Raw genomic sequence first — 12343 nt, 5'->3', positions numbered from 1 at the left:
CCGGCGCTCAATCCAGCTTGATGTTGGCCTCGCGGATCACCTTGCCCCACATCGCGCGGTCGGCCTCGATGAAGGCGCTGAACTCGGCCGGCGTGTTGCAGCGCAGCGCACCGCCGTACTCGGTCCATCGCTTCGCCAGCTCCGGCGACTGGCAGGCCTTCTGCATGGCGGCGCTGAGCTTGTCGAGGATCGGCTTGGGCGTGCCGGCCGGCGCCAGGATGCCCTGCCAGGCGATCGGCGCGTAGTCGGGCAGGCCGGCCTCGGCGAAGGTCGGCACGTCCGGAAAGCTCGGGTGGCGCTGCTTGCCGGTGATGGCCAGCAGCTTGAGCTTGCCGGCGCGGATGTTGCTGGCCGCCGCCGGCAGGCCGTCGAACATGGCCTGCACCTGGCCTGCCATCAGGTCGGTGTAGGGGCTGTTGCTGTTGTAGGGCACCAGGTTGGTCTTGACACCCGCGGCGTTGTTGAACCACACGCCCGACAGGTGCGAGTAGCTGCCGATGCCGGCCGTCGCGACGGTCACGGAATCGGGCCTGGCCTTGAGCTCGGCGATGAGCGCGCGGGCGTCCTTGGCCGGCAGGTTCGGGTTGGCGATGAGGCCGGTGTTGAGCACGCCCAGCAGGCTCACCGGGGCGAAGTCCTTCTCGGCGTTGAAGGGCAGCCTGGCATAGAGATGCGGCACGACCGACAGCGAACTGGTGGTGCCGATGTAGAGCGAATAGCCGTCCGCCGGCGCCTTGGCGGCGACTTCGGTGCCGATGATGTTCGAGGCCCCGGGGCGGTTCTCGACGAAGAAGGACTGGCCCAGGATCTTGGTCAGCTCGGCCGCGATCTCGCGCGCATTGGCATCGGGCCCGCTGCCGGCCGGGAAGGGCGCGATGATCCGCACCGGCTTGGTGGGGTAGTCCTGCGCGTGGGCCGCGAGCGCGGCGACGGCGGCCGTGCCGGCGAGCAGGCGGCGGCTCCAGGTCTTCAAATCGATCATCCAATGTCTCCTTGTGATAGCGGCGCGTCTGCACCACGGCACGATGGTACATAAAATCATTAAATTGTCAAAATACGATAATACGAACTGTAAATTTCTTCGGAGGCCGGCGGACCGGCCGGGTCGGATCGATATATCGTCGGAGCCGCGCGCGCACCTGGCGGTCGCGCCAAGAACCAACGAATGAATGAACGAAGGACTCCGGTGGCGGAAAAATCAACATCCAGCCTGGGACGCATGCTCGATGTGCTCGATCTGTTCGACGACAACCGCCTGACGCGGACCGCGGAGGACATCGCGACCGAGTTGGAGGTGTCGCTGCCGACCGGCTACCGCTATGTGCGGATGCTGGTCGAAGCCGGCCTGCTGCAGCGGGTCGAGAACTCCCACTACACCCTCGGGCCGCGCATCATCCTGCTCGACCACTACATCCGCAAGGCCGACCCGGTGCTGCGCGAAGGCATTCCGGTGATGCGCGAACTGGTCCAGCAGACCGGCTTCGACTGTGTCAGCTCGGGCCTGTTCGGCACCCAGCTGCTCGACACCCACCGGGAAGCCGGCAGCACGCCCGCCGCGCTGGCCTACGGCCGCGGCCGGCCGCGGCCGCTGTTCCAGGGCGCGGCGCCCAAGGTCATCGTCGCCAGCTTCGCGCCGGCGCCCCTGCACAAGCTCTTCGATGCCCGGCATGCGGAAATCGTCCGCTGCGGGCTGCCCTCGGAGTGGAGCGATTTCAGGCGCTACTACGCGGCGATCCGCAAGGCCGGCCACTATCTCTCCGTGGGCGAACTCGAACCGCAGCTGGCGGCGCTGGCGGCGCCGATCGAGAAGTCCGAGGGCGGCGTCTGGGGTGCGATCTCGCTGGTGCTCGACACCGCCCGGCTGGCCATCGTCGACACCGACCGGCTGGCGCACCTCGTCAAGGACGCCGCCCGGCGCATCGGCGACCGCCTGGCCTGAGCACGGGGCAACCGCCGGTCGATGGCCAACGGGGCTCGTGCTTCAATCGCGCCAACGCGGATCACGCCGCTGGAGACCTCGATGCCCGTGCGCAGCCCGCCCCGCTTGTTGGAACCGACCACCGTCCGCGCCCTCGAAGAACGCAGCTTCAATGCCTGGCCGGCGCGCCACACCGTCTCCTTCGACGGCTGGCTGTTCCGGCTGTCGGGCGGCTATACGAAGCGGGCCAACTCGGTCAATTGCGCACAGCCCGGTGCCTCTTTCGAAGGGGTCCGCCGCGCCGCCGAGGCCTTCTATGGGCGGCACGGCCTGCCGGCCGTGTTCCGCCTTTCGCCGCTGGCGCCGCCCGAGGCGGACCAGGAACTCGCGCAGGCGGGTTATGTCTTGTTCGATCCGAGCCAGGTCGCCTGCGCGTCGCTGGCCGGCGCGGCACCGCAGCCTGGGGTGCGCATCGACAGCGTGCCGTCACCGGCCTGGCTGGAAGGCATCGCCGCGGCCAACGGCGTGGCGCCGCCGCAGGACCAACTGCACCATGGCATGGTGCGCGCCATCGCCTGGCCGGCCGCCTTCGCCACCCTCCACGACGAGGGCGATGCGATCGGCTTCGGGCTCGCCGTGCTGGAGCGCGGCGCGGTGGGTCTCTACGACATCGTGGTGAGCCCGGGCCGGCGCAGCCGCGGCCATGGTCGTGCGCTGACGCAGGCGCTGATGCACTGGGGCCGCGAAGCGGGCGCGACATCCGCGTACCTGCAGGTAAGGGAGCAGAACCAGGCGGCGCGCCGCCTGTACGCCGAGCTGGGCTTCGAAGATCGCTATCGCTACCACTACCGGGTGCCGGGCGAAGTGGCCTGACTCGGGGTGCTGGTGCGGGAGTCGCGACCGCACGATTCGAAAAAGCGGCGCCGCATTGTTCAAGCCAGGGAAGCCGGCGTGCCTTAGTCTCGGGGGCCGCAGACCTGCTCCCCCTCCACCAAGGACACCGCCATGCCCATCACCGCCAAGCCCGCCCCCGGCGCCAAGCTGCTCACCCCCACCGACCACACCCTGGTCATGATCGATTTCCAGTCGCAGATGGCGTTCGCGACGCACTCGATCGAGGCCGTCACGCTGCGCAACAACGCGGCGCTGGTGGCGCATGCGGCGGCCGGCTTCGGCGCCTCGACCATCCTCACGACCGTGGCCGAGAAGAGCTTCTCGGGCCCGATGTTCGACGAGATCAAAGCCGCCTTCCCGGGCCAGGCGATGCTCGATCGCACCTCGATGAACACCTGGGAGGACGCCGCCGTCATCAAGCGGGTCAACGAGATCGGCAAGTCGCGCATCGTGCTGTGCGGGCTCTGGACCGGCGTCTGCATCGTCGGCCCGGCCCTGTCCGCGCTCGACCAGGGCTTCGAGGTGTATGTCATCGCCGACGCCTGCGGCGACGTCTCGGCCGAGGCCCACGACCGTGCCATGGACCGCATGGTGCAGGCCGGCGCCCAGCCCATGACCTCGCTGCAGTACCTGCTGGAGCTGCAGCGCGACTGGGCCCGCACCGACACCTACGAGATGACCACCGGCATCGCCAAGAAGTTCGGCGGCGCCTACGGGCTCGGGATCATCTACGCCCAGTCGATGTTCGGCGCCCACGAAGGCTGAGCGGGCGGGCCGGGCCATGAAGGCTTACCTCGTCTCGCTGGCGCTCGGCATCCTGGTCGGCGTGATCTATGCGCTGTTCAGCGTGCGCTCGCCGGCGCCGCCGATCATCGCGCTGGTGGGCCTGCTCGGCATCCTGGCCGGCGAGCAGCTGCCGCCGCTGGTCAAGCGCCTGCTCGAGCCGTCCCACGCCGCCGGCTCGTGGCTGCAGCACCAGGTCAAGCCCCACATGTTCGGGGAGCTGCCTCAATGCGCGAAGACCGTGGACGTCGCCGCGGCCGACTCGGCGGCGGCGCACCGCGACACCCCATGACGGCCGAATTCGATCCTCGACGCCGCCGGCTGTTTCTCGGCACGCTCGGCGCCGCGCTCGCCGGCCAGGCGGCGGCCCAGCCACTCTCTCCCAGGAAATCCGACATGGTCGACACCGGTGCCCCCGAGCTCATCCTGCACAACGGCCGCTTCACGACATTGGCGCGCAGCAACCCGACGGCCAGCGCGGTCGCGATCCGCGACGGCCGCTTCACCCATGTGGGCCACAGCGAGGACATTCTGCCGCTGGCCGCCGCCGGCACCCGGGTCGTCGACCTCCGCGGCCGCCCGGTGCTGCCCGGGCTGATCGACAACCACCTGCACATCATCCGCGGCGGCCTCAACTACAACCTCGAGCTGCGCTGGGACGGCGTGCGCAGCCTGGCCGACGCCATGGCCATGCTCAAGCGCCAGGTGGCGATCACGCCGGCGCCGCAATGGGTGCGGGTGGTGGGCGGCTTCACCGAGCACCAGTTCGCCGAGAAGCGGCTGCCGACCATCGCGGAGCTCAACGCCGTGGCGCCCGACACCCCGGTGTTCCTGCTGCACCTGTACGACCGGGCGCTGCTCAATGGCGCCGCGCTGCGGGCCGTCGGCTACACCAAGGAAACGCCGGCCCCGCCCGGCGGCGAGATCGTGCGCGACAGCGCCGGCAACCCGACCGGGCTGCTGCTGGCCAAGCCGAACGCGAGCATCCTCTATGCGACCTTGGCCAAGGGGCCGAAGCTGCCGTTCGACTACCAGCTCAATTCGACCCGGCACTTCATGCGCGAGCTGAACCGGCTCGGCGTCACCGGCGCGATCGACGCCGGCGGCGGCTTCCAGAACTTCCCCGAGGACTACCAGGTGATCCAGCAGCTGGCCGACGCCGGCCAGCTCACGATCCGGCTGGCCTATAACCTGTTCACGCAGAAGCCCAAGCAGGAGAAGCAGGACTTCCTCAACTGGACCGCGACCTCGAAATACAAGCAGGGCGACGACTACTTCCGCCACAACGGCGCCGGCGAGATGCTGGTGTTCTCGGCCGCCGACTTCGAGGACTTCCGCCAGCCGCGCCCCGACATGGCGCCCGAGATGGAGGGCGAGCTGGAGGAGGTGGTGCGGGTGCTGGTGCAGAACAAGTGGCCCTGGCGGCTGCACGCGACCTACGACGAGACCATCGAGCGCGCGCTCGACGTCTTCGAGAAGGTGAACCGCGACACGCCGCTGGCCGGGCTGAACTGGTTCTTCGACCACTGCGAGACGATCTCCGAGAAGTCGATCGACCGCATCGCGGCGCTCGGCGGCGGCATCGCGGTGCAGCATCGCATGGCCTACCAGGGCGAGTATTTCGTCGAGCGCTACGGCGCCGCCGCGGCCGAGGCGACGCCGCCCGTAAAGCGGATGCTCGAGAAGGGCGTCAAGGTGTCGGCCGGCACTGACGCGACCCGCGTCGCCTCGTACAACCCGTGGGTGTCGCTGTCGTGGCTGGTCACCGGCAAGACCGTCGGCGGCCTGCGGATCACGCCGCAGCGCAACTGCCTGGACCGCGAAGCGGCGCTGCGCATGTGGACCGAGAACGTGACCTGGTTCTCCAACGAAGTGGGCAAGAAGGGCCGCATCGAGGTCGGGCAGCTGGCCGACCTGGTGGTGCCCGACCGCGACTTCTTCGCCTGCCCCGAATCCGAGATCGCCGACACCACGGCCTTGCTCACGATGGTCGGCGGCAAGGTGGTCTGGGGCGCCGGCGAGTTCGCCGGGCAGGACGAGGGCGCCCCGCCGCCGGCCATGCCCGACTGGTCGCCGGTGCGCAGCTTCGGCGGCTACGCGGGCTGGGGCGACAAGGAGGGCCGGCCGCTGCAGGCGACCGTGCGCCGCTTGGTGGCCGACTGCGCCTGCGCCAACGACTGCAACCTGCACGGCCACCAGCACGCGACCGCGTGGTCGAGCCGGCTGCCGGTGGCCGATCTCAAGAGCTTCTGGGGCGCTCTGGGTTGCGCCTGCTGGGCGGTGTGATGCGCCGGATCTTCACGCATCCGGCCGTGCGCTGGCTGGCACTGCTGTTCCTGTGCGCCGCCTATCTGCAGGGCGGCTTCAACAAGGCGACGGATTTCGCGTCGGCCGTCGCCGAGATGAATCATTTCGGCCTGTCGCCAGCCGGGCCGCTGGCGGCGGCCGTGATCGTCTTCGAACTCGGTGCCGCGCTGATGATCCTGGCGGGCTTCTACCGCTGGCTCGGCGCCCTGGGCCTGGCCGGCTTCACGCTGATGGCCACCTTCGTCGCCAACCGCTTCTGGGAGCTCGCGATGCCCGAGCGCTTCATGGTCGCCAATGCCTTCTTCGAGCACTGGGGACTGGTCGGCGGCTTCCTGCTGGTCGCCTGGCACGACCTGAGCGAGCGCCATGAGCGCTGAACAAGCGCCGGCAGTGCCGGCAGCGTCCGGCAGCTTCGCGCCGCTGCGCCAGCCGGTCTTCGCGGTCCTCTGGGCAGCCACCGTACTCGGCAATGTCGGCAGCTTCATGCGCGACGTCGCCAGCGCCTGGATGGTCACCGAGCTGTCGGCCAGCCCGACCGCCGTGGCGCTGGTCCAGACCGCGGCGACCTTGCCGATCTTCCTGCTCGCGATCCCGGCCGGCGTGCTGTCGGACATCCTCGACCGGCGCCGGTTCCTGATCTTCATCCAGCTGATGCTGGCGGCGGTCAGCGGCACGCTGCTGCTGCTCGCGAGCACCAAGGCGCTGACGGTCGAGTACCTGATCGCGCTGACCTTCGTCGGCGGCATCGGCGCCGCGCTGATGGGGCCGACCTGGCAGTCGATCGTGCCCGAGTTGGTGCCGCGTGCCGACCTCAAGAACGCGGTGGCTCTGAACTCGCTCGGCATCAACATCGCGCGCGCCATCGGGCCGGCGGCCGGCGGCCTGCTGCTGGCGAGCTTCGGCGCCGCCGCGGCCTACGGCGCCGACGTGCTGAGCTATGTGTTCGTGATTGCCGCGCTGCTGTGGTGGAAGCGTCCAGCGACGCCCGACACCGGCCTGTCGGAGCAGTTCTTCGGCGCCTTCCGGGCCGGCCTGCGCTATGCCCGCGCCAGCCGCGAGCTGCACGTGGTGCTGCTGCGTGCGGCGGTGTTCTTCCTGTTTGCGAGTTCGGTCTGGGCGCTGCTGCCGCTGGTGGCGCGCCGGATGCTCGGCGGCACGGCGGGCTTCTACGGCCTGATGCTGGGCGCCGTGGGCGTCGGGGCGATCCTCGGCGCCTTGCTGCTGCCGCGGCTGCGCGCCAAGCTCGACGCCGATGGCCTGGTGCTGCTGGCCTCGCTGCTGTCGGCGGGGGTGATGGGGGTGCTCGCCGGCGCGCCGCCGCAATGGGCGGCGGTGCTGCTCATGCTGGTGCTGGGCGGCGGCTGGATCATCGCGCTCACCACGCTCAACGGCGTCGCCCAGGGCGTGCTGCCGAACTGGGTGCGCGGCCGCGGCCTGGCGATCTACCTGACCGTCTTCAACGGCGCCATGGCCGCGGGCAGCCTCGGCTGGGGCCTGGTGGCGCAGAAGATGGGCGTGCCGGCCACCTTGCTGGTCGGCGCGGCGGGCCTGACGGTGGTGGCCTTCGTCTTCCATCGCGTGCGGCTGCCGACCGGCGAAGCCGACCTGCAGGCCTCCAACCACTGGCCCGAACCCTTGCTCGACGCGCCGGTCGCGAACGACCGCGGGCCGGTCATGGTGCAGATCGAATACCGCATCCGCAAGGAAGACCGGCCGGCCTTCCTGCAGGCCCTGAAGGCGATGTCGATGGAGCGCCGCCGCGACGGCGCCTACGCCTGGGGCATCACCGAGCACACCCGCGAGCCCGAGCGCCTGATGGAGTGGTTCCTGGTCGAGTCGTGGGCCGAGCACCTGCGCCAGCACCAGCGGGTGTCGAAAGCCGACGCCGACCTGCAGCACGAGGCGGTGCGCTTCCACATCGGGCCGGAGGCGCCGGTGGTGCATCACTTCCTGGCGCTGGAACTGGACGCCGGCCACGACGACCACGACGGCCGCGCTGCTGCACCGGCCGCGGCGGCGTAGCGCCAATCGACCGTCAGGCCGTGTCCGCCGGGGCGGGTGTCGCTGGTGCCGCGAGCGGCTCCATGACACGAACGCGGCGCACGACGAGCTCGTCGATCTCCAGCTGCCGGATGCGAGCCCGGCCGACGAAGAGCCGGCCGACGGACAAGGCACCGATGGCCAGGGCGCCGAAAGCCAGGGCGCCGACAGCGATCGAGCCCAAGGCGGTGGTGCCGATGGCCTGCGCGCCCGTCGCGGCTGCCGGGACGGCCCGGGCGCGCGCGAACTTGCGCTTCATTGCAAGCCGCCTTCCGACGACGGCGCTGGGGGGCATCGAATCCATGGCAACTCCTGGAGCAAGCGTGGGCCGACCTGCATTCTGACGTGCGCGCACGGCGGCGGCCATCAGGTCGCGAAGCGCCGCCGGTATTCCACCAGGCTCACACCCAGGCGCCGGCCGAAGGCGCGCCTGAAGCCGTCGACATTGGCATAGCCGACGGCATCCGCGAGCCGCTTGGCGGGCAGGTCCGACGCTTCGGCCAGGCGGCGGGCGGCGTCGATGCGCGCGTTCTCGACGAACTCCGCGGGCGTGGTCCCGGCCTCGCTGCGGAAGGTCCGCGCGAAGCTTCTTTCGCTCATGCCGGCGTGGCGGGCCAGGGCGGGCACGGACAGGTCGTCCTTCAGGTTCGCCAGCACATGCGCCTGCACCTCGCGCACGCTGGAGCGCTCGGCCGTCTGCGCCGCCAGGTGGGCGCTGAACTGGCTCTGGCCACCGGGGCGCTTGAGGAACATCACCAGCTCGCGCGCCACGCGCAGCGCGAGTTCGCGGCCGTGGTCCTCCTCCACCATCGCCAGGGCCAGGTCCATGCCGGCCGTCACGCCGGCGGAAGTGAAGAGCTTGCCGTCCTTCACATAGATGGCGTCGGGCTCGACGCTGGCCAGCGGGCAGGCCACCGCCAGCCGGGCCGTGGCGTTCCAGTGGGTCGCCACCCGCTTGCCATCGAGCAGCCCGGCGGCCGCCAGCACGAAGGCTCCGCTGCAGACCGAGCCATAGCGCCGCACGGTACGGGACTGGCGGCGCAGCCAGTCGTACAACGCCGGGTCGCCGGCCATGTCCTCGATGTCGGGGCTGCCCGCGACCAGCAAGGTGTCGATGCGCCCGCGCTGGGTCGCCACGGTCGCGTCGACGGCCAGGCGCAGGCCGTTGCTGCTCCTGAGCAGGCCGGCGCCGGTGCCGATCACCTGCACCCGGTAGGCGGCGGGCCGCCCGAGCTGGCGCGCGGCCTCGGCGAACACGTCCGCCGGCCCGGCCACGTCGAGCAGCTGGACCCGGGGAAAAGCGAGGATGGCGATGCGCATGGCCGAGAAAGCTCACAGATTGGCAGGAAAGGCCCGCAGCGGGGCATGGAGCACGGCGGAGTTTGGCAGAAACTAACTGCACCTGCAAATTCTGCCAAAGGAGCCCCATGCAAGCCCCATCGATGGACCCGTCCCGCCCGATCGTCGAACCGTCCGGAAAGTCATCGGTACGGAACCTGCCCGTCAACCTGTTCGCCTCGGTCATGGGCCTCTCGGGGCTGGCCCTGGCCTGGCGACTGGCGCACGACCGGTTCGGCGCGCCGGCCTTCGTCGGCGAAGCCATCGGCGCGTTCGCGCTGGGCGTCTTCGTGCTCGTCGCGCTCGGCTACCTGACGAAACTCGCGCAGCATCCGCAGGCCGTGCGGGCGGAGTTCCAGCACCCGGTGGCGGGCAATTTCTTCGGCACCATCGCGATCTCGGTGCTGTTGCTGTCGGCAGTCGTCGAGCCCTACAGCGCGGCGGCGGCGCGGGCGACCTGGACCATCGGCGTGCTGGCGGCCTTCGCGCTCAGCTTCGTCGCCGTGTCGCGCCTGCTCAAGGGCCAGGTCGACGCCTCGCACGCGATGCCGGCCTGGCTGATCCCGGGCGTTGCGACGCTGGACATCGCCGTCACCGGCGGCCACATGCCCATGGCCTGGGCCTCCGAGATCAACCTGTTCGCGGGCGCTGTCGGCGCCGTGCTGGCGCTGGTGCTGTTCGCGATGATCGTCAGCCGGCTGGTGCATCGCGACCCGCTGGTGCCGGCCATGACGCCGTCGCTGATGATCCTGGTGGCGCCCTTCGCGGTCGGCTTCCTGGCCTACGTCAACATCATCGGCGGCATCGACCGGTTCGCCGCGCTGCTCTTCTACTTCGGGCTGTTCATGTTCGCGGTGGTGGCGCCCAAGGTGTTCCGCCGCGGCATCGGGTTTTCTGCGGCCTGGTGGGCGATCGGCTTCCCGATGGCCGCGCTGGCCAACGCGGCCCTGAAGTACGCGGACTTCCGCGCCAGCGGGCCGCACGGGGTGCTCGCCGCGGTACTGCTGGGCTTGCTGAGCGTCGCCTTGGCGGTTCTCACGGTGCGCACCGTGCGCAGCGCGCTCGACGGTGCGCTGTTCAGCTGAGCCCGCCCCGAACAAGAACCTCGAATCGAACCCGGCCTTGTTCCACTTGCATGACGGCCGGCATGGGGCGCAGCATAGGGCCGCGACGCTGCGCGGCATGGTGACACAACCTGCCGTCTTTCACCCAAGGAGCCCCGCATGATCACCAACGCCACCGCCGGCACCAACGTGCAGGAAATCGCCACCGGCATCTACCGCATCAACACCCCCGTGCCGCTGCCCGATGGCCAGCGCTTCAGCTTCAACCAGTACCTGCTGGTGGACGACCAACCGCTGCTGTTCCACACCGGCCCGCGCCAGCTGTTCCCGCTGGTGAGCGAGGCGATCGGGCGCGTGATGCCGATCGAGCGGCTGCGCTACCTGGCGCTGTCGCACGTGGAGGCCGACGAATGCGGCGCGATGAACCTGCTGCTGGCCGCCGCGCCGAGCGCCGTGCCGCTGTGCGGGCAGGTCGCTGCCATGGTCTCGATGGGCGACCTGGCCGACCGGCCGCCGCGTGCGCTGGCCGATGGCGAAGAACTGGCGCTGGGCGCCCACACGGTGCGCTGGTTCGACATGCCCCATGTGCCGCACGGCTGGGAATGCGGGCTGATGATGGACACCCGCACCCGGACCCTTTTCTGCGGCGACCTGTTCACGCAGTCGGGGCCGAGCGAGCAGGCCTTGACCGAGGCCGACATCCTCGGCCCCAGCGAAGCCTTCCGCCAGCAGATGGACTATTTCGCCCACGCGCCGCAGACGGCGGCGCTGCTGGCCGGCTTGGCCGCGCACGCGCCGCAGGTGCTGGCCTGCATGCACGGCAGCGCCTGGCGGGGCGACGGCGGCGCGCTGCTGCGCCAGTTGGCGGAGGCGGTCGCGCCGCATTGAGCCGAAGACGGACCTACGGCACTCTTCGCACCAACGCTTGCACCGGCACCTGGGCCGCGCGCGCCCGCAGCTGGCCGCAGCCGCCATCGACATCCTGGCCGGCCGAGTAGCGCAGCTTGGTGAGGATGCCGCGCTCGTGCAGCGTGCGGGCGATCTGCTTGCAGTGCTCCCAGGTCGGACGACCGAAGGGCACGCCGTCGACCGCGTTGAAAGGGATCAGGTTCAGCACGCCGTACTTGCCGGCGAGCAGGCGGACGATGCCTTCCAGCTCGTCCTCCCCGTCGTTGACGCCTTCCAGCAGCGTCCATTGGTACTGGATCGGGTAGCCGGTCGCGCGGGCATAGCGCTCGCCGGCGGCGACCAGTTCCTCGGGCGCGAGGTTCGGCGCCCGCGGCAGGAGCTTGCGGCGCAGCGCGGCCTTGGTCGTGTGCAATGAAAGGGCCAGCGCCGGCCTCACGCGTTCCTGCTGCAGCCGATCGAACACGCGGGGATCGCCGACGGTGGAGAACACCAGGTTCTTGTGGCCGATGTCACCGGCAGTGCCGAGCAGGTCGATCGCCTCGATCACGTTGTCCAGGTTGTGGGCCGGCTCGCCCATGCCCATGAACACCACCTTGCGGACCGGGCGCCGCGCGCGCGCCAGGGCGACCTGGGCGACGATCTCGGCGCTCCCGACCTGGCGCAGCAAGCCGTCGCGGCCGGTCATGCAGAACTGGCAGCCGACGGCACACCCGACCTGCGACGAGACGCACAGGCCGTCCCGCGGCAGCAGCACGCTCTCGACGGTCTGGCCGTCGGCGAGCGCGACCAGCAGCCGTTCGGAACCATCGGCGCCGGGATGGACCGCGTGGATGCGCGCCAGTCCCGCCAGCTCGGCTTCGATGGCCGGCAGGGCGGCCAGCAGCGACGACGGAAAGAAAGTGTCCGGCCGGCGCCGGCCGCTGTCCCTGGGCAATGCATGGGACCACAGCCGCAGGATCCGGTGTTCGTGGAGGGGGCCGGCGCCGGCGTCCCGCATTCGCCGTTGGAGTTCGTGGATTCGCATGCGCTGCCCGGAAGAAATTGACAGATTGTGCAATGGGTTCGCGCGATCCCTTCCCGCCCCGGCTCG

13 protein-coding genes are annotated in these 12343 nt (G+C 70.3%); 9 read left to right on the top strand and 4 right to left on the bottom strand.

Annotation, left to right across the window (positions count from 1 at the left end; all coding sequences use genetic code 11):
* Positions 1-7: 7 nt before the first annotated feature.
* Positions 8-982 (bottom strand): Bug family tripartite tricarboxylate transporter substrate binding protein, encoded by a 975-nt coding sequence (locus tag QZH52_RS18665; RefSeq protein WP_301811847.1) that lies wholly within the window; start codon positions 980-982, stop codon positions 8-10.
* A gap of 183 nt (positions 983-1165) precedes the next feature.
* Here QZH52_RS18665 and QZH52_RS18660 point away from each other — a divergent pair, with 183 nt between their 5' ends.
* The 7 genes from QZH52_RS18660 (at position 1166) to QZH52_RS18630 (ending at position 7924) form a co-directional block, all read left to right on the top strand.
* Complete coding sequence (locus QZH52_RS18660; protein WP_286527360.1) at positions 1166-1939, top strand: IclR family transcriptional regulator; 774 nt, start codon at positions 1166-1168, stop codon at positions 1937-1939.
* An 81-nt stretch (positions 1940-2020) separates the two neighbouring features.
* Entirely contained in the window at positions 2021-2791 is a 771-nt protein-coding gene (locus QZH52_RS18655) for a GNAT family N-acetyltransferase (RefSeq protein ID WP_301811843.1), read from the top strand.
* A 132-nt stretch (positions 2792-2923) separates the two neighbouring features.
* On the top strand, positions 2924-3577 hold the full coding sequence (locus tag QZH52_RS18650; RefSeq protein ID WP_286527333.1) for a hydrolase: 654 nt from the start codon (positions 2924-2926) through the stop codon (positions 3575-3577).
* 16 nt (positions 3578-3593) lie between these two features.
* Positions 3594-3887: a XapX domain-containing protein gene (locus QZH52_RS18645; protein WP_286535738.1), complete on the top strand. Its 294-nt coding sequence runs from the start codon at positions 3594-3596 to the stop codon at positions 3885-3887.
* 104 nt (positions 3888-3991) lie between these two features.
* The gene (locus QZH52_RS18640; RefSeq protein WP_301812057.1) at positions 3992-5881 is read left to right on the top strand and encodes an amidohydrolase; all 1890 of its coding nucleotides are present in this window, start codon (positions 3992-3994) and stop codon (positions 5879-5881) included.
* The gene (locus QZH52_RS18635) at positions 5881-6279 is read left to right on the top strand and encodes a DoxX family protein (protein ID WP_301811838.1); all 399 of its coding nucleotides are present in this window, start codon (positions 5881-5883) and stop codon (positions 6277-6279) included. The genes QZH52_RS18640 and QZH52_RS18635 overlap by 1 nt, the downstream gene beginning before the upstream one ends.
* Positions 6269-7924, top strand: a complete 1656-nt coding sequence (locus tag QZH52_RS18630; protein ID WP_301811835.1) for an MFS transporter — start codon at positions 6269-6271, stop codon at positions 7922-7924. The genes QZH52_RS18635 and QZH52_RS18630 overlap by 11 nt, the downstream gene beginning before the upstream one ends.
* Before the next feature lie 13 nt (positions 7925-7937).
* On the opposite strand, the gene QZH52_RS18625 is transcribed toward QZH52_RS18630, so the two are convergent.
* Together QZH52_RS18625 and QZH52_RS18620 are read right to left on the bottom strand one after the other, a co-directional pair.
* On the bottom strand, positions 7938-8201 hold the full coding sequence (locus QZH52_RS18625) for a hypothetical protein (RefSeq protein WP_301811833.1): 264 nt from the start codon (positions 8199-8201) through the stop codon (positions 7938-7940).
* 107 nt (positions 8202-8308) lie between these two features.
* Entirely contained in the window at positions 8309-9262 is a 954-nt protein-coding gene (locus QZH52_RS18620) for a GlxA family transcriptional regulator (RefSeq protein WP_286535734.1), read from the bottom strand.
* Between the two features lie 107 nt (positions 9263-9369).
* Between QZH52_RS18620 and QZH52_RS18615 the strand changes: the two genes are divergently transcribed.
* Positions 9370-10365, top strand: a complete 996-nt coding sequence (locus QZH52_RS18615; protein ID WP_301811823.1) for an SLAC1 anion channel family protein — start codon at positions 9370-9372, stop codon at positions 10363-10365.
* Positions 10366-10503: 138 nt separating this feature from the next.
* A complete protein-coding gene (locus QZH52_RS18610) occupies positions 10504-11232 on the top strand; it encodes an oxygen-binding di-iron domain-containing protein (RefSeq protein ID WP_301811821.1) in 729 nt (242 codons plus the stop codon).
* 13 nt (positions 11233-11245) lie between these two features.
* On the opposite strand, the gene QZH52_RS18605 is transcribed toward QZH52_RS18610, so the two are convergent.
* Complete coding sequence (locus tag QZH52_RS18605) at positions 11246-12277, bottom strand: RNA methyltransferase (RefSeq protein WP_301811820.1); 1032 nt, start codon at positions 12275-12277, stop codon at positions 11246-11248.
* Positions 12278-12343 lie beyond the last annotated feature (66 nt).

The organism is Variovorax ginsengisoli (genome assembly GCF_030486595.1).
Lineage (GTDB): Bacteria > Pseudomonadota > Gammaproteobacteria > Burkholderiales > Burkholderiaceae_C > Variovorax > Variovorax ginsengisoli_B.
The sequence above is the reverse complement of the archived record's forward strand: the minus strand, read 5'-3'. Positions and strand labels throughout refer to the sequence as shown.